At 67.2% G+C, this 16,822-nt stretch carries 12 protein-coding genes; 4 read left to right on the top strand and 8 right to left on the bottom strand.

Annotated features, from left to right (window positions below; genetic code table 11):
- Positions 1-54: 54 nt before the first annotated feature.
- Entirely contained in the window at positions 55-927 is an 873-nt protein-coding gene (locus tag ACWPN8_RS08845) for a squalene/phytoene synthase family protein (protein ID WP_492240545.1), read from the bottom strand.
- Positions 928-1,050: 123 nt separating this feature from the next.
- On the opposite strand from ACWPN8_RS08845, the gene ACWPN8_RS08840 reads away from it, so the two are divergent.
- Complete coding sequence (locus tag ACWPN8_RS08840) at positions 1,051-1,905, top strand: phytoene/squalene synthase family protein (protein ID WP_492240544.1); 855 nt, start codon at positions 1,051-1,053, stop codon at positions 1,903-1,905.
- Between the two features lie 27 nt (positions 1,906-1,932).
- On the opposite strand, the gene trmFO is transcribed toward ACWPN8_RS08840, so the two are convergent.
- From trmFO to ACWPN8_RS08815, 5 genes are all read right to left on the bottom strand, one after another.
- A complete protein-coding gene (gene trmFO, locus ACWPN8_RS08835) occupies positions 1,933-3,276 on the bottom strand; it encodes a methylenetetrahydrofolate--tRNA-(uracil(54)-C(5))-methyltransferase (FADH(2)-oxidizing) TrmFO (protein ID WP_492240543.1) in 1,344 nt (447 codons plus the stop codon).
- Between the two features lie 205 nt (positions 3,277-3,481).
- Positions 3,482-3,679 carry a hypothetical protein gene (locus ACWPN8_RS08830; protein WP_109446208.1) on the bottom strand — a complete coding sequence of 66 codons (198 nt, stop codon included), beginning with the start codon at positions 3,677-3,679 and terminating at the stop codon, positions 3,482-3,484.
- A 62-nt stretch (positions 3,680-3,741) separates the two neighbouring features.
- The gene (gene uvrA / locus ACWPN8_RS08825) at positions 3,742-6,609 is read right to left on the bottom strand and encodes an excinuclease ABC subunit UvrA (protein ID WP_492240542.1); all 2,868 of its coding nucleotides are present in this window, start codon (positions 6,607-6,609) and stop codon (positions 3,742-3,744) included.
- 168 nt (positions 6,610-6,777) lie between these two features.
- Positions 6,778-8,394 (bottom strand): CYTH and CHAD domain-containing protein, encoded by a 1,617-nt coding sequence (locus ACWPN8_RS08820; protein WP_492240541.1) that lies wholly within the window; start codon positions 8,392-8,394, stop codon positions 6,778-6,780.
- 101 nt (positions 8,395-8,495) lie between these two features.
- Positions 8,496-9,014 (bottom strand): SixA phosphatase family protein, encoded by a 519-nt coding sequence (locus ACWPN8_RS08815; RefSeq protein WP_109446202.1) that lies wholly within the window; start codon positions 9,012-9,014, stop codon positions 8,496-8,498.
- Positions 9,015-9,209: 195 nt separating this feature from the next.
- Here ACWPN8_RS08815 and ACWPN8_RS08810 point away from each other — a divergent pair, with 195 nt between their 5' ends.
- Both ACWPN8_RS08810 and ACWPN8_RS08805 read left to right on the top strand, forming a co-directional pair.
- Positions 9,210-11,357: an RNA degradosome polyphosphate kinase gene (locus tag ACWPN8_RS08810; protein ID WP_109446200.1), complete on the top strand. Its 2,148-nt coding sequence runs from the start codon at positions 9,210-9,212 to the stop codon at positions 11,355-11,357.
- A 23-nt stretch (positions 11,358-11,380) separates the two neighbouring features.
- Complete coding sequence (locus tag ACWPN8_RS08805; RefSeq protein WP_492240540.1) at positions 11,381-12,964, top strand: Ppx/GppA phosphatase family protein; 1,584 nt, start codon at positions 11,381-11,383, stop codon at positions 12,962-12,964.
- Between the two features lie 61 nt (positions 12,965-13,025).
- On the opposite strand, the gene ACWPN8_RS08800 is transcribed toward ACWPN8_RS08805, so the two are convergent.
- The gene (locus tag ACWPN8_RS08800) at positions 13,026-13,790 is read right to left on the bottom strand and encodes an SDR family oxidoreductase (RefSeq protein WP_492240539.1); all 765 of its coding nucleotides are present in this window, start codon (positions 13,788-13,790) and stop codon (positions 13,026-13,028) included.
- A 502-nt stretch (positions 13,791-14,292) separates the two neighbouring features.
- On the opposite strand from ACWPN8_RS08800, the gene ACWPN8_RS08795 reads away from it, so the two are divergent.
- Positions 14,293-15,507 carry a DUF2252 family protein gene (locus ACWPN8_RS08795; RefSeq protein WP_109446194.1) on the top strand — a complete coding sequence of 405 codons (1,215 nt, stop codon included), beginning with the start codon at positions 14,293-14,295 and terminating at the stop codon, positions 15,505-15,507.
- On the opposite strand, the gene ACWPN8_RS08790 is transcribed toward ACWPN8_RS08795, so the two are convergent.
- The gene (locus ACWPN8_RS08790; protein WP_492240538.1) at positions 15,483-16,742 is read right to left on the bottom strand and encodes a CCA tRNA nucleotidyltransferase; all 1,260 of its coding nucleotides are present in this window, start codon (positions 16,740-16,742) and stop codon (positions 15,483-15,485) included. The two genes, ACWPN8_RS08795 and ACWPN8_RS08790, sit on opposite strands and share 25 nt — an antisense overlap.
- Positions 16,743-16,822: the final 80 nt, after the last annotated feature.

Raw genomic sequence — 16,822 nt, 5'->3', positions numbered from 1 at the left:
ATTGCACGTCGTGACGTGCCTGACGGTGCACGTCGCGACGTGTGGCCCCGGAGTTTATGCGGCGGAGAAGCTCCGCGCCAGCCCCCGCGCCACGGCGGCCAGCTTGTGGTGGGCACCCAGCGTCACCCGCGTCTTCATCGGGTCGCGGGACTTCAGGCGCCGTGACAGCAATTCGGCGAGGCTGAGGATCACCGCCGCCTCCATGCGGAGGCCGCGATGCTGGATCAGGCCGGGCAGGGCAGCGGCGCGTTCCAGCAGGCGGTCGGTATGCTCCAGCGCCTGATCGAAGATGGCGCGCATGCGCGCGTCGCTCTCACCCTCCACAAGGCGCTCGACGCTGATTCCCGCCTCGTCGAACCAGGCCAGCGGGATGTAGCAGCGCCCGAGCTGCGTCCAGTCCTCCCGTGCATCCTGGAGATGGTTCAGCACCTGCAGGGCGGAGCAGAGCGCGTCGGACGCCGGCCCGGCGGCCACACCCTCGCCATGCAGCTCCAGCAGGTAGCGGCCGACCGGATTGGCCGAGAAGCGGCAGTAGAGAAGCAGGTCGCTCCAGCTGTGGCAGCGGGCACCGACCGAATCGCGGCGAAAGGCGCGCAGAATTTGGCGGGCATGGCGGTCGCTGACGCCGGTCTTCTGCAGGCTCTCCCGCAGATCGGTGGCCGGCTTCAGATAGGCATGCTTGGCCTGGCCCGAGGTCAGCGCCCGTTCAAGCGCCTCCAGGTAAGCCAGCTTGGTCTCCGGTTCGAGATCCGCATCATCGGCGATGTCGTCGGCCAAGCGCACGAAGCGGTAGAAGGCGATCACATGCGGACGCAGGTGCTTCGGTATCAGCCGGGACGCGACGGGGAAATTCTCTCCCGATTCGTCCTTGCGTGCGACCGGACCGGTCTTGCGGGGTTTCGTCGGGGCGATGTTGAAATCCGTCATGGGATCCCTGCCTGCTGCGCGTCGGGGCTGGCGGTGCGACCGTGTGTGCTTCATATAGGCGTAGCAACAGGCTTTGGCCCGTCCTTCCATCGCTCCTCCCCTCTTTTTCCAATCGGGCATCCCATGGTGAAGGCTGCGACCGACCTGTCCTATTGCGGACGGGAGGTTCGGAAATATGACAACGACCACTTTTTGGCAGGTCTGTTCACCCCCGCCGACAGGCGCGAGGCGACGTTCGCACTCTACGCCTTCAACCTTGAGATCGCGAAGACGCGCGAGGTGGTCAGTGAACCGATCCTTGGCCAGATGAGACTTCAATTCTGGCGCGACGGGATCGAAGCCGTCTATGAGGATGGACCCGTACCCCGGCATGAGGTGATGGAGCCCCTGGCGCAGGCGGCGCGCGGGCTGGGATTGAGCCGTGCCCTGTTCGACCGGCTGGTCGACGCCCGGGAAGCCGATCTGGACGACACGCCGCCGGCCGACCTGACCTGTCTGGTCAATTATGCCGAAGTGACCGGGGCGCCGCTGGTCCAGTTGGCGCTGGAGATCCTGGGCGCGCGGGATGCGGCGGCGATGGCGGCCGGGCGCCATGTCGGCATCGCCTATGCCCTGTCCGGCATCCTGCGCGCGGTGCCGTTCCTGGCGCGTCAGCACCGTCTGCGCCTGCCGGACGATTTGATGCAGCGCCATGGTGCCAAAGCTGAGGATCTGTTCGCCGGACGCTCGACGCCGGAATTGCGGCCGGTGGTGGGCGAGATCGCCGATGTGGCGCGCGGGCATCTGGCCGAGGCCCGCAAGCTGCGCCGCGAATTGCCGAAGGCCGCGGTTCCGGCGCTGCTACCGGCGACGCTGGCCGACCTGCATCTGGGCGTGATCGCGCGCGAGGGCAACGACGTGTTCGCCCCGCGCGTCCTGTTGGCCAATCCATTCCGTCAGCTTCGGATGGGCTGGGCGGCGATGCGCGGGCGCTACTGACGCCCGGGCATCGCGGAAACCCGCCGGTCAGCCGTGCAGCCAGCCGTCAAGGTCGGCCATCGCCCGGCGGGTGTAGGCCAGCTTGCGGTCGCGGCCGCGGATCTTGTCGTCCACCGGCGGGAACAGGCCGAAATTGACGTTCATCGGCTGGTAGGTTTCCGCCTCCGCCCCGCCGGTGATGTGGCCGAGGATGGCGCCGAGCGCCGTGGTCACCGGGGGAGCGCTGATCTCTTGCCCCAGACGCTCCGCCGCGGCGAAACGGCCGGCGAGCAGGCCGACCGCCGCACTCTCCACATAGCCTTCGCAGCCGGTGACCTGACCGGCGAAGCGCAGGCGCGGCAGCGACTTCAGCCGCAGGGCGCCGTCCAGGATGCGCGGACTGTTCAGGAAGGTGTTGCGGTGCATGCCGCCGAGCCGGGCGAACTCGGCATTCTCCAGGCCGGGGATCATGCGGAAGATGCGGGCCTGTTCGGCATGGCGCAGCTTGGTCTGGAAGCCGACGAGGTTGTACAGCGTGCCCAGCGCATTGTCCTGGCGCAGCTGGACCACCGCATAGGGGCGGCGTTCCGGCTTGTGCGGGTTGGTCAGGCCGACCGGCTTCATCGGGCCGTAGCGCAGGGTATCGACGCCGCGCTCCGCCATCACCTCGATCGGCAGGCAGCCTTCAAAGTAGGGAGTGTTCTTCTCCCACTCCTTGAAGTCGAGCTTCTCGCCCTCGATCAGCGCGGCGATGAAGGCGCGGTACTCGTCCTTCTCGAAGGCGCAATTGATGTAGTCCTTGCCGGTGCCGCCGGGACCGGGCTTGTCGTAGCGCGACTGGAACCATGCCTTGGACAGGTCCACACTCTCCAGATAGACGATGGGGGCGATGGCGTCGAAGAAGGCCAGCGACTCCTCGCCGGTCTGGTCGCGCACCGCCTCTGCAAGGGCGGGGGAGGTGAGGGGGCCGGTGGCGACGATGACGCTGTCCCACTCCTCCGGCGGCAGGCCGGCAACTTCCTCGCGCTGGATGGTGATCAGCGGATGGGTGGAGACGGCTTCCGTCACCGCATCGGCAAAGCCGTCGCGGTCCATGGCCAGCGCGCCGCCGGCCGGCACCTTGTGCGCGTCGGCGCAGCGCAGGATCAGCGAGCCGCAGCGCCGCATCTCCTCATGCAGCAGCCCGACCGCATTGTATTCGGCATCGTCCGACCGGAAGGAGTTGGAACAGACCAGCTCCGCAAGCTTGTCGGTATCATGGGCCTCGGTCTTGCGGACTGGCCGCATCTCGTGCAGCACGACGGGCACGCCGCGGGAGGCGAGCTGCCAAGCGGCTTCCGAGCCGGCGAGACCGCCGCCGATGACATGGACGGGGCGAAGGGTGTCGGTCATAGAAGCGATTTTCCAAACAGAAGACTGCGGATGATTGACGCGCAATCTAGGCTGTCCGCTTCCAAAACGACAGTCCTCAAACGGCTGCCGTCAGACACAGATCAGCCGGCCTTCACGGGGAAGGCCGGCTGCAAGTCGATCAGGAGTCAGTCAGAACATCGAGCCAAGCGGAACAGTGAGCCTGGGGCGTCAACCAAGCAGTGGCTCACTCGCTCTTCGTCGTCGTGCTGCGTTCGACGGTGGTGGAGCCGGTCGGAGCCGGCGCCACGGTGGTCGAGCCATAGCTGGGGGTCGTCGTCGTCGTGGTGGTCGTGCTGGTGGTGGATTTGTCGGACCCGCAGGCCGCCAGCAGCAGGGCCGCACCAAGGGCGGCCCCCACACCGGTCAGAAGCGTCTTGCTCATGCCCCTCGTCTCCCATGCAGTGCGAAGTCTGCCTGCAAGAACAAGGCGCAGCTTGCGTTTGTTCACGCCCTCTTTCGGGTTGCCGATTTCCGCACCGCCGGCTTCGCCTTTAGGTAGGGGGCGAGATAGCGGCCGGTATAGCTGCGCTCGACCTTGGCGACTTCCTCCGGCGTGCCCTCGGCGACGATCTCGCCGCCGCCGGTCCCGCCCTCCGGCCCCAGGTCGATGATCCAGTCGGCGGTCTTGATAACCTCCAGATTGTGCTCGATAACCAGCACCGTGTTGCCCTGGTCGACCAGCGCGTGCAGCACCTCCATCAGCTTTTCGACGTCGGCGAAATGCAGGCCGGTGGTCGGTTCGTCGAGGATGTACAGCGTGCGGCCGGTGGCGCGGCGGCTCAATTCCTTGGACAGCTTGACGCGCTGCGCCTCGCCGCCCGACAGGGTGGTTGCCGCCTGCCCGATGTGGATGTAGCCAAGGCCGACGCGTTCCAGCGTGTCCAGCTTGTCGCGGATGCCGGGAACCGCCTTGAAGAACTCCTTGCCCTCCTCGACCGTCATGTCCAGCACGTCGGCGATGGTCTTGTCGCGGTAGGTGACTTCCAGCGTCTCGCGGTTGTAGCGCTTGCCGTGGCAGACATCGCAGGTGACATAGACGTCGGGCAGGAAGTGCATCTCGATCTTGATGACACCGTCGCCCTGGCAGGCCTCGCAGCGCCCGCCCTTGACGTTGAAGGAGAAGCGGCCCGGACCGTAGCCGCGCGCCTTTGCCTCCGGCAGTCCGGCAAACCAGTCGCGCATCGGCGTGAAGGCCCCGGTATAGGTCGCCGGGTTGGAGCGCGGGGTGCGGCCGATCGGCGACTGGTCGATGTCGATGACCTTGTCCAGATGCTCCAGCCCAAGCACGGCGTCATGTTCGGCCGGATGCTCGCGGGCGCCCATCAGCTTGCGCGCGACCGCCTTGTACAGCGTCTCGATGATCAGCGTGGACTTGCCGCCGCCGGACACGCCGGTCACGCAGGTGAAGGTGCCGAGCGGAATTTTGGTCGAGACGTTCTGCAAATTGTTGGCCCGCGCGCCCTGCACCTCCAGGAACTGGCCGGGATGGCCGGGCCGGCGGGTGTCGGGCACCGGAACGAAGCGGGTGCCGTTCAGATACTGGGCGGTGATGCTGTCGGGGTTCTTCTGAACCTCCTCCGGTGTCCCCTGCGCGATGACCGAACCGCCATGCTGGCCGGCGCCGGGTCCCATGTCGACCAGATAGTCGGCGCTGCGGATCGCATCCTCGTCATGTTCGACGACGACCACGGTGTTGCCGATGTCGCGCAGGCGCTTCAGGGTCTCCAGCAGCCGGTCATTGTCGCGCTGGTGCAGGCCGATGGACGGTTCGTCCAGCACATACAGTACGCCGGTCAGGCCGGAGCCGATCTGCGAGGCGAGCCGGATCCGCTGGCTCTCGCCGCCCGACAGCGTGCCCGACCCGCGGCTGAGCGTCAGGTACTCAAGCCCCACCGCATTGAGGAAACCGAGGCGCTCGTTGATCTCCTTGAGGATTCGGTAGGCGATCTCGCGGTCTTTCGGGCGCAGATGCTCGTTCAGTTCGCTGAACCAGGCACCGGCGCCGGCGATGGACAGTTCCGCCGCTTCGGAAATGTTGCGGCCGCGGATCTTGACCGCCAGCGCCTCCGGCTTCAGGCGGGCGCCCTTGCAAACCTCGCAGGGCTGGGAGGACTGGTATTTCGACAGCTCGTCGCGCGTCCAGGCGCTGTCGGTCTCGCGGAAACGCCGCTCCAGATTGTTGACGATGCCTTCGAACGCCTTGTTGGTCTCATAGCGCCGCAGGCCGTCGTCATAGGTCATGGTGATGGCCGACCCGTCCGAGCCGAACAGGATCGTCTTGCGCACCTTCTCCGGCAGATCCTGCCAGGGCGTTGTCATCGACGCATCGAAATGCTCGCAGATGCTCTCGAGCGTCTGGTCATAGTATTTGGAGGTGGACCCAGCCCACGGCGCGATGGCTCCCTTGGACAGCGACAGCCGCTCGTCCGGGACCACCAGCATCGGGTCGAAATAGATCTTGCTGCCCAGCCCGTCGCAAGCCGGGCAAGCGCCGAACGGGTTGTTGAAGGAGAACAGCCGCGGCTCGATCTCCGGAATGGTGAAGCCGCTGACCGGGCAGGCGAATTTCTGCGAGAAGACGGTCTGCTCGTTGGTCTCGGCATTCTCGACCCAGACGATGCCGTCGGCCAGCCCCAGCGCGGTCTCCAGCGAATTGGCCAGACGGTTGCCCAGCCCCTCGCGGACCACGATGCGGTCGACCACCACCTCGATGTCGTGCTTCAGCTTCTTGTTGAGCGCCGGCACCTCGTCGATCTCGTACATGGTCCCGTCGACCCGCACGCGCTGGAAGCCGCGCTTGCGCAGGTCCTGGATTTCCTTCTTGTACTCGCCCTTGCGGCCGCGGACGAAGGGCGCCAGCAGCAGCAGGCGCGTGCCCTCCGGCATCGCCATGATGCGGTCGACCATCTGGCTGACCGTCTGGCTTTCGATCGGCAGGCCGGTGGCCGGCGAATAGGGGATGCCGACGCGCGCCCAGAGCAGGCGCATATAGTCGTAGATTTCCGTCACCGTGCCGACGGTGGAGCGCGGATTCTTGGAGGTCGTCTTCTGTTCGATGGAGATGGCCGGCGACAGGCCCTCGATGGAATCGACGTCCGGCTTCTGCATCAGCTCGAGGAACTGGCGCGCGTAGGCCGACAGGCTCTCCACATAGCGCCGCTGCCCCTCGGCATAGATCGTGTCGAAGGCGAGCGACGACTTGCCCGATCCCGACAGGCCGGTGATGACGATCAGCTCGTCGCGCGGCAGATCCACATCGACGTTCTTCAGGTTATGTTCCCGCGCGCCGCGGACGCTGATGTACTTGTTCATGGAGTGTTCTTTTACCCGAAGCTTTTCCGGATGGAAAGCGGCAAGGCGCCGCGACGCATGACGAAAATCGGCCGGCAGAGGAAATGGCTCAATTGGCCCCCTCCCGCCGGTCGGCTGACGATATATGCGCCAGGCGCGGTATTGCCACCGGCGCCCCGCGCGGGTCGGTCATGACCAGAAGGGCGGAACGGCCCGGAACCGCTTCCACAGCTCGGGCAGAGCCTTGCGCCGCTTTTCGGATTGGCGCTCGATCCAGGCGGCGACCGCGCCGACCGTCTTCGGGTCGGCGCCGGACAGCGATGCGAGCATGCGGGTGCCGGTGACGGCGTCCTGATCGGCGTCCAGCGCCGCCTGCAACTGTTCCAGCGCCGCGAAGAAGGGCAGGGTGGCCGCCTCTGGATACAGTCCCCGGAAGAAATCGGCGGTATAGCGCAGCGTGCGCAGCCGCCGGCGCAGCTTGTCGCGCCCCTTGGCATCCTCCGGCGGTTTCGCCGCTTTGCCGAGCTTTGCCATGCGGGCAGACAGCCAGCCGCCGGCAAGCGTGGTGACCGGCGCCGACAGCATGGCCCGCCGGTCGCCCTCCGCCTCCGACATCCAAAGGCCATGCTCCAGCCACGCGGCGAGGCCGAGGACCGTGGTGGTGCAGCCGGGCGCCAGAATCGCCGCCATCGCTTCGCGTGCCGGACCGGCACCGGCGGAGCGGGCCAGCGATTCCAGCCGTCCCAACTCCGCACGGTCGATGCCCGGAGCCGCCGTCGGGTCGGCAAGGAGGGGAGCGAGGACGCCGGACATCAGCACGTCCCAGCCGCGTGCCGGTCCCAGCCGCTTGGCGAGCCCGCGGCTTTCCTCGACCAGCCGGTCGGCCTCCGGCGCGGCGATCAGCGGAGCGAAGAGGCGGTGGGCGGTGCGCAGCCGGCGAAGAGCCACGCGCATGCGATGCAGCCCCTCCACGTCGCCGCCGGCCAGCGCGCAGGACTCGTTGGCCAGGAACTGGCGCAGCGCCTGACGCAGAATGTGGCGATAGGCTTCCGCCACGGTGGTCAGCGGCGACAGGCCGAGCGGTTCGGCTTCCGCCGGTCCCGGCGCCCTGCCGGTGACCATCCGCAGGCCGGCCTCCGCCTTGCTTTCGGTGCCGATGCGCATGGGAATGGCAGCCTGCAGCATCAGCGCCAGATCGAACAGGCTGGCGACCTTGCCGGCTTTCAGCTCCAGTTCCACTTCGCTGATCGGCAGGGAGTTGCCGCCGGCATAGACGCCGCCGTCATCGACGGCCAGCTCGACCGCGGTCAGCGGATCGGGGCGCAGCAGCAGGGTGGTGCGCCGGAAATCGGTGATGAACAGGCAATCCAGCGCATCGAGCGCCGCCGACGGCACCAGCCCGGCGACGCTGGGATCCGTCAACGCGCCGACATCGACGGCCTCGCCGGCGACGACCCATTCCCACTCCCGCCGCACGGCGACGGCGGCCGAATCGCCGGGGCTGGCGCTGTTGACCGTCTTCAGGGTCTGGAGGAAACGGTCCCCCTCCTGCCGCACGCGCAACGCCACCCCGTTGGCGGCGAGCTTGAAGTCGGGCGTGTCGAAATAGGCGGTTCGCAGCCTTTGGGTCGCTGCCGGACCGTCGGCAATCGCCAACAGCCCCGGCAGCGCCGCCACCCGCGCCAGATCCGCCGTCGCCGCATGCAGCTTCAACTCCACCTCGCGGAACGTCGAGGCGGCCGGCTGGGCGTCGGGGCCGGACTGCGGGCTGACGGGCGGTGCCGTGGGCGGGCTGACGGGGGTCAAGGGTCGGCTTCCTCCCGAATCCGGCCGGGGCGCGGCCTTGCGGCCGAACCGGCCTGGAGCGTATCAGGTGGATCCGTGGATACCCCAACCGCCGCCGCAGGTTAAGAGAGTTTACGCGGCTGCACAAAATCCGCCAGCCTGCCGGCGCCCATCTCCAGGTCGGCCCAATGCAGCGTCTCGAAGACCAGAACGGCGCAGGCGCCGGTCGGGAATTTGTCGGCCAGATCGTGGCGGAGGCCATGATCGCCGCTGCCGGTCAGGGCGTTCGCCAGTTCGTGCAGGTCGGGATTGTGCGCCACCAGCATCAGCCCGGTCGCGGAATCGGGTGCGTCGCGCAGGCGCTCCAGCAGCGTGTGGGCGCCGCACAGATACAGGCCGCGTTCATGCTCCACCGGCGGATAGGGTGCACCCATCGCCGTCATCACCCGCTTGCGCGTCTCCACGGCCCGCACGGCGGTGGAACAGAGCACGAGGTCGATGTGCGCGTTGTGCTTGGCCAGATAGGCGCCGACCAGGGTGGCCGCCTTTTCTCCGCGGGCGTTCAACGGGCGGTCATGGTCGCCCAGCGACGGATCGTCCCAGGAGGATTTGGCATGGCGCAGCAGAAACAGCGTCTTCATGGCGGAAATCGACCGGCAGGGGAGGGGCGAGGGGTGGGGCAGGGCGAAGCGGGAAGAAGTCGCAGTGTTTAACCAAATGGGAGTCCTGAAACCGTAACGCATATGGGATACTCTGTCTGCCCACCATATAACCGTCGTCGGCATGGTTCAAAGCCAAGCGCCGGCGTTCGGGATTTCACGATTTCAGAGGTCGACGTGACGCATCTCCAGGAACTCGATTCGGTCGGTATCGAGCCAAACGCCCCGGAACGCTTCATCAATCGGGAGCTTTCGTGGCTGGCCTTCAACCAGCGCGTCCTGGACGAGGCGGCCAACCCGAATCACCCGCTTCTGGAGCGACTGCGCTTCCTGTCGATCTCCGCCAGCAACCTCGACGAATTCTACATGGTCCGCGTTGCCGGCCTGAAAGGGCAGGTCGCCGCCGGCGTGAAAACGCCCAGCCCTGAGAATCTGACGCCCGCCCAGCAGCTGGTCGCGGTGAAGCAGCGCATCGCCGCCCTGATGGAGAGCCAGCAGGCCACGTGGCGTTCGCTGAAAGGTGAACTGCGTGGTGCCGGCATCTCGGTCGTCGATCCGGCCGACCTCAGCGAAGGCGAACTGGACTGGCTGGAAGCCAAGTTCCTGGACGATATCTTCCCGATCCTGACGCCCATTGCCGTCGATCCGGCCCACCCCTTCCCGTTCCTGCCGAATTTGGGCTTTTCGCTGGCGCTCCAGCTGCACGACCCGGTCAAGGGCCGGCACATCGACGCGCTGGTGCCGCTGCCGACCCAGCTTGAGCGGTTCCTGCGCCTGCCGGGATCGGACATCCGCTTCATCCAGCTGGAAAAGGTGGTGATGCAGTTCATCGACCGCCTGTTCCCTCCGTTCCAGGTCAAGGCGCATGGCGTTTTCCGCGTGCTGCGCGACAGCGAGATCGAAATCGAGGAAGAGGCGGAAGACCTTGTCCGCACCTTTGAAAGCGCGCTGAAGCGCCGCCGCCGCGGCAGCGTCATCCGGCTCGCCACCGACAGCGGCATGGCGGCCGACCTGCGTGAGTTCCTGCGGCATGAACTGAACGTCGCGTCGGACGACGTCTTCATCCTGGACGGGCTGATCGGCCTGACCGACACCAAGCTGCTGATCGTCGACGAGCGGCCGGACCTGGTCTTCCGTCCCTTCAACGCCCGCTTCCCTGAACGGATCCGCGATTTCGGCGGCGACTGCTTCGCGGCGATCCGCCACAAGGACATTGTCGTCCACCACCCGTACGAGTCGTTCGACGTGGTGGTGCAGTTCATCCGGCAGGCGGCGCGCGACCCGCAGGTGGTGGCGATCAAGCAGACGCTCTACCGCACCAGCAAGGACAGCCCCATCGTCGCCGCGCTGATCGAGGCGGCGGAGGCCGGCAAGTCGGTCACGGCTCTGGTCGAGCTGAAGGCCCGCTTCGACGAGGAGGCGAACATCCGTTGGGCGCGCGATCTTGAACGTGCCGGCGCCCAGGTCGTCTACGGCTTCGTCGATCTGAAGACCCACGCCAAGGTGTCGCTGGTGGTGCGGCGCGAGAAGAAGGCGCTGCGCAGCTACGTCCATTTCGGCACCGGCAATTACCACCCGATCACCGCCAAGGTCTACACCGACCTCTCCTTCTTCACCTGCGACCCGGCGCTGTGCCACGACGCCGCCGTGATGTTCAACTTCATGACCGGCTACGCCACGCCGAAGGTGCTGGAGAAGATCGCCATAGCGCCGATCACGCTGCGCCAGCGGCTTTCGGACCTGATCGAGGCGGAGATCGCCCATGCCGCCGCCGGGCGTCCGGCGTCCATCTGGGTGAAGCTGAACTCCCTGGTCGATCCTGTCATCATCGACAAGCTGTACAAGGCCTCGCAGGCGGGCGTGCAGATCGACATGATCATCCGCGGCATCTGCTGCCTGCGGCCAGGGGTGAAGGGGCTGTCGGAAAACATCCGGGTGCGCAGCATCGTCGGCCGCTTCCTTGAGCATGGCCGCGTCATCTGCTTCGGCAACGGCCATCCCATGCCGAGCAACCAGGCCAAGATCTTCATCTCCTCCGCCGACTGGATGACCCGCAACCTGGACCGCCGCATCGAGACGCTGGTGCCGATCGAGAATCCGACGGTGCACGAACAGGTGCTCGACCAGATCATGGTCGCCAACATGAAGGACGACGCGAGCACCTGGAAGCTGGGGCCCGATGGCGTGTACCATCGCATCAAGGCTGGCCCCGATGCGTTCAGTGCCCATAATTACTTCATGACCAACCCCAGCCTGTCCGGCCGGGGCAGCGCGCTCAGCAATAAGCGCACGCCGCCGCGGCTGATGCTGCACACGGTGTCCTGAGGGCGGGTGACGGGAGTGAGAGTATGAGCATGGAGAAACGCGCCGCCGCCAATTTCGGCGAGCTGGGGCAGGCGGGTGTCGGATCTTTTGGCGTCGGCGCTTCGGGCGTTGCGACCGCCGGTGAGCGCGTCGGAGAGCGGGTGGGCGTGATCGACATCGGGTCGAACTCCATCCGTCTCGTCGTCTATGATGGGCTGACCCGCTCGCCGCTTGCCCTGTTCAACGAGAAGGTGCTGTGCGGTCTGGGGCGCGGCGTCGAGAAGGCCGGCGTGCTGAACCCCGACGGTGTCGCCCAGGGGCTGGCGGCGCTGGAGCGGTTTGCGACCCTGGCCCAGGGCATGCGCGTCGGCCGGCTCGACGTGATCGCCACCGCCGCCGTGCGCGATGCCCGCGACGGTGCCGCCTTCGTCGATGCCATCCGGCGCCGGGCCGGCCTGACCGTCCGCGTCATCAGTGGCGAGGAGGAGGCGCGGCTGTCGGCCATGGGCGTGCTGTCGGGCACCCCCGGCGCGGACGGTCTCGTCGGCGATCTCGGCGGCGGCAGCCTGGAGTTGGTGACGCTCGACCGCGGGGTGATCGGCAAGCAGGTGACGCTGCCGCTCGGCCCGCTGCGGCTGATGGAGGTCGGCTCGACCAAGGGCGGCCCGGCCAAGCTGATCGACCAGCATCTGGAATCGCTGCCCTGGCTGCCGGCGATGAAGGGACGGCCCTTCTACCCGGTCGGCGGCAGCTGGCGCGCCATCGCCAAGCTGCATATGGAGCAGTCCGGCCACCCGCTGCACATCATCCACCACTACACCATTCCATCCGCCGACGCGCGGGAGTTCACCGGCCTGATCGGCCGGCAGAGCCGCTCGTCGCTGGAGAAGATGGCGGGATCGCGCCGCCGGCTCGACACGCTGCCTCTCGCCGGGCTGGTGCTGGAACGGCTGCTGCGCATCGCCCAACCGTCGAAGCTGGTCTTCTCCGCCTACGGCCTGCGCGAAGGGCATCTCTATTCTCTGCTCTCGCCGGAGGGGCAGCGTGAGGATCCGCTGATGGCGTCGGCCGCCGATTGGGCGCGGCGTTTCGTGCGGATGGGCGATCCGGCCCTGCTGATGTCCTGGACCGCCGGGCTTTTCGCCGGCGAGGACGACAACGCCATCCGGCTGCGCCATGCCGCCTGCCTGCTGAGCGACGTCGGCTGGGCCGACCATCCCGACTACCGGGCGGAGCATGCCTTCCTGCGCGTGCTGCGTTATCCGTTTCCGGCGCTGGACCATGACGAGCGTGCCTTCCTCGCGCTTGCCGCCCATGCCCGCTATGCCGGCACCATCGATATGCCGCTGACCGCGCCGGTGCGGACGCTGGTGAGCGAAGGGCAGGGCATGAAGGCGCTGGTGCTGGGGCTGGCCCTGCGCCTTGCCCACACGCTGTCGGGCGGCGCCACGGCCTTGCTGGAGCGGACGAGCCTGAAGGTCGGCGATGGCCGTATCGTGCTGACCCTGCCCGACGACGGCAGCGTCCCGGCCGGCGAAGCGGTCCAGCGCCGCATCGATGCGTTGGCCAAGGCGATGAATCTCAAGGGCGACGTGGTCCAGCCGCTGCGGCCTCAGGCGGCGGAATAGGGCAGGAGGGATAGGGCAGGGCCGGACGCCGGTGAATGGCGTGCGGCCCTGCCCGTTCGTGTCAGGTCCGGGTGATCGACACGCCTCCGTCTACCAGCAGCGCGGTTCCTGTGGTGAAACTGGACGCGTCCGACGCCAGATAGAGCGCCGACTGTGCGATTTCCCGCGGCGTCGCGAGGCGTTTCAGGGCGTGAAGCCCCTGCACGAAGGCCAGCGCCTCCGGTGTGTTCGACACCGCCCGTCCCATCGGCGTATCGGTACCACCCGGCAGCAGGGCGTTGGCGCGGATGCCTTGCGGCCCGTATTCCGCCGCGATCACCTGCGTCAGGCCGATCAATCCGGCCTTGCTGGCGGCATAGGCGGCCATTCCGGGAAAGCCGACGGTGTGGCCGACAAAGGTCGAGGTGAAGATCAGCGATCCGCCGCCGCGGGAGAGCATCGCCGGAATCTGGTGCTTGGCAGCATGGAAGGCGCTGGTCAGGTTGGTATCGATCACCTCGTGCCACATCTCAGCCGTCATATCGGGAAGCGGAACCTGCATGCCGGTGGTGCCGGCATTGTTGAAAGCGACGTCCAGTCCGCCGAACCGGCGGATGGCGGTTTGGACGGCATCGCGTGCGACGTCGGCATCCGCGACGGTGCCGGCCACGGCGACGGCATCGCCGCCTTTGCCCCGAATCTCATCCGCCAACCGTTCCAACTCGTCACGCCGCCGTGCCACCAGAACGAGTTGCGCGCCGTGCTCGGCGAACAGCAGCGCCGCCTCGCGCCCGATCCCGGAACTGGCGCCCGTGACGATTGCAATCTTTCCGTCCAGCTGTTTCATTGCCATTCTCCCATGTGATGAACGGCCCGAAAGTCGCGAAACCGGTCAGGTTAAGGCTATCCGATTCTTGCTTTCGAATTCGCAAGACCGAAGCGGACGGTTGCGGAATTGTTTTCCATAACCTAACTTATGTGTCTTTGTTCTGTAGGCGCAATGTGAAACTGTCAGTCCCTCGCAACATAGAACTGTCAGTTTTCCGTCGGGTTTGCGACGGCTGGGAGGCTGGCGATAGGCTGGATCACGATGAGCGAACGGGACTTGCAACGCGTCGAGGTTCTCGGCGATGTGCTGAGCGGTCGCCGCGGGGTCGGGTCGGCGGCTTCGGTTTTGGGTTTGAGCGAGCGGCTCTAAACGGTCGTAACATTAGTCGCTCGCATGGGACGCTCTCCCGAACATGCCCCGTAAGCATGCATGGCTGGGTCGTTGTGGGTTGACCGGTTGCGGCATGGCGGATGACCGATGCGTTGCCCATTTCCGTCGTCGCAACTTCGGATCCGGATGGATGATGTCGTCGAAAAACCAGCCCACCCCGCCCGATCAGCGCCAAGCGGTCCTGTCCCAGCGCCGAAATCTCAAGATGGCCGAATCCGCTCACGCCTATGTGCGTGGCAGCACCGTGAAATTCTACGAATGGCTGGAGCAGTCCAGCGGCAAGGTCCCCGACGGTCCGCCGGTCTGGATCTGCGGCGATTGCCATGTCGGCAACCTCGGGCCGGTCGCCAATGCCAAGGGCCGGATCGGCATCCAGATTCGCGATGTCGACCAGACGGTGGTCGGCAACCCCGCCCATGACCTGATCCGGCTCGGCCTGTCGCTCGCCACCGCGGCACGCGGGTCCGACCTGCCCGGCGTCACCACGGCGCTGATGCTGGAACGGATGATCGAGGGCTACATGATGACCCTCGACGGCGAGCTGGGTGGCGATGCGGTGCGGAAGAGGCCATCGGTCGTCCGCCTGGGCATGCGTCAGGCCATCGGCCGCACCTGGAAGCATCTGGCCCGGGACCGCATCAAGGACATCCGGCCGACCATCCCGCTCGGCAAGCGGTTCTGGCCGCTGACCGACGAGGAGCGCGCCGCCGTCGAGGAGCTGTTCGCAAAGGATCAGGTCCGCCGCCTGGTGACCGCCCTGCATTCCCGCGACGACAACGACCGGATCGAGCTTCTGGATGCGGCCTATTGGGTGAAGGGCTGCAGTTCGCTCGGCCGGTTGCGGATCGCGGTGCTTCTCGGCGTCGGCGAGGGGCATTACGACGAGGGCGGCCTCAGCCTGATCGACATCAAGGAGGCGGTCCAGGCCGCAGCACCGCGTGCCGCCAAGAACGGCATGCCGCGCGACAATGCAGAACGCGTGGTGACCGGCGCGCAGAATCTCTCGCCCTATCTCGGCGACCGCATGCGCCCTGCCCGCCTGCTCGACCGCGCCGTCTTCCTGCGCGAACTGCTGCCGCAGGACATCAAGCTCGACTTCGATCATCTGACGCGCGAGGAAGCGACCCGTGTCGCCTTCTATCTGGCCGCCGTGGTCGGCAAGGCGCATGCCCGCCAGATGGACGAGGCGACGCGCAAGTCATGGCGCGGTGAACTGGCCCGCAACCGGACCAAGAGCCTGGATGCGCCGTCCTGGCTGTGGTCCAGCATCGTTGACCTAGTCGTCGGTCACGAAGCGGCCTATCTGGAGCATTGCCGCCGCTACGCCGAACGGCCCGACGCCTGATCGGGAAGGCGACGCGCCATCTCCAGGCAGGCGTCGCGACCCGGCTGGAAATCCTCGGCGATCCACCAGGCCTCGACGCGCTTCAGCGTTTGGCCGACCAGCGGGCCGCGTGGAACGCCAAGCTCCAGCAGGTCGCGACCGGCAATCGGCAGCTTCAAGCCCGGCAGGTCTTCGGCCACCGCAAGGGCCTTGCGCAACGCGCCCAGGTCCAGCGGACCGTCATGGCTGGCGGCGGCGATCAGCAGCAGGTCGCCGAACAGTTCCGCATCGTTGACGCGGTACAGCGCCTGACGCAGGGCCTTGCGGTCGTCCGCCGGCGCCACAGCGACCGGCGGCTCGACCAGGGCCAGCAGGCGGTCCCGTTCGTGGTTGGACAGGCGCAGAGCGTCGGCAGCCCTGAGCGCGCCCGGCCGGTCGCTGTCCAGCACGGCGGCCAGACGGCGGGTGGGGTCGGGAGTCACCCCAAGATCGCGTTCCACCGCGATCAGCCGCTCCAGCCGGTCCGTGTCCATCGCCTCCGGCAGCAGATGGACCATGATCCCCTGCCCCATCATCAACCGCCAGACCGAAGCGGCGCAGGGGGCGGTCAGCAGGCGGAACAGCTCTCCCCGCACCCGCTCGCCCGACAGCGCCGGCAAGCGCGGCGCCAGATCGCGGCAGGCGGCCAGTGCCTCGGCATCCGGCTCGCCGCGGCCGTAATGGGCGTGGAAGCGGAAGAAACGCAGCAGGCGCAGCACATCCTCCTCGATCCGCCGGTGGGCTTCGCCTACGAAGCGCACACGTCCGGCGGCGAGATCGGCCAGACCGCCGAACGGGTCGAACATCGCGCCGTCCGGCGTGCAGCTCAGCGCGTTCATGGTCAGGTCGCGGCGGGCGGCGTCCTCGATCCAGTCGTCGGTGAATTCGACACGGGCATGGCGGCCGAAGGTCTCCACGTCGCGTCGCAGCGTCGTGATCTCATAGGGCTTGCCGCCGCACAGCGCGGTGACGGTGCCATGGGCGAGGCCGGTCGGGATGACGCGGATCCCCGCTGCCTCCAGCAGTTCCATGACCCGTTCGGGCGGCGCATGGGTGGCGATGTCGATGTCCTTCACCGGCCGGCCGAGCCACGCATCGCGCACGCAGCCGCCGACGAATCGCGCGTCGGCACCGCCCGAGGCCAGGGCAGCGAACAGCGCAAGGCTTTCGGGGGCGGTCATCCAGGGCTGGGGCGACAGGCGAGCGGCAACGGTCATGGCGCGCGACGCTATCCGATTCCCGGCCCCCATTCCACCGCTGTCGGGTTCCGGGCCTTTTGATTGGCCTTCGGGTTCGG

It is taken from the genome of Azospirillum sp. UENF 112521 (genome assembly GCF_058780665.1).
The sequence above is the reverse complement of the archived record's forward strand: the minus strand, read 5'-3'. Positions and strand labels throughout refer to the sequence as shown.

Coding starts and splice junctions, on each gene's coding strand:
- ACWPN8_RS08845 (WP_492240545.1), bottom strand. CDS start 927: ATGACGGATTTCAACATCGCCCCGACGAAACCCCGCAAGACCGGTCCG.
- ACWPN8_RS08840 (WP_492240544.1), top strand. CDS start 1,051: ATGGTGAAGGCTGCGACCGACCTGTCCTATTGCGGACGGGAGGTTCGG.
- trmFO (WP_492240543.1), bottom strand. CDS start 3,276: ATGACCGACACCCTTCGCCCCGTCCATGTCATCGGCGGCGGTCTCGCC.
- ACWPN8_RS08830 (WP_109446208.1), bottom strand. CDS start 3,679: ATGAGCAAGACGCTTCTGACCGGTGTGGGGGCCGCCCTTGGTGCGGCC.
- uvrA (WP_492240542.1), bottom strand. CDS start 6,609: ATGAACAAGTACATCAGCGTCCGCGGCGCGCGGGAACATAACCTGAAG.
- ACWPN8_RS08815 (WP_109446202.1), bottom strand. CDS start 9,014: ATGAAGACGCTGTTTCTGCTGCGCCATGCCAAATCCTCCTGGGACGAT.
- ACWPN8_RS08805 (WP_492240540.1), top strand. CDS start 11,381: ATGAGCATGGAGAAACGCGCCGCCGCCAATTTCGGCGAGCTGGGGCAG.
- ACWPN8_RS08800 (WP_492240539.1), bottom strand. CDS start 13,790: ATGAAACAGCTGGACGGAAAGATTGCAATCGTCACGGGCGCCAGTTCC.
- ACWPN8_RS08795 (WP_109446194.1), top strand. CDS start 14,293: ATGATGTCGTCGAAAAACCAGCCCACCCCGCCCGATCAGCGCCAAGCG.
- ACWPN8_RS08790 (WP_492240538.1), bottom strand. CDS start 16,742: ATGACCGTTGCCGCTCGCCTGTCGCCCCAGCCCTGGATGACCGCCCCC.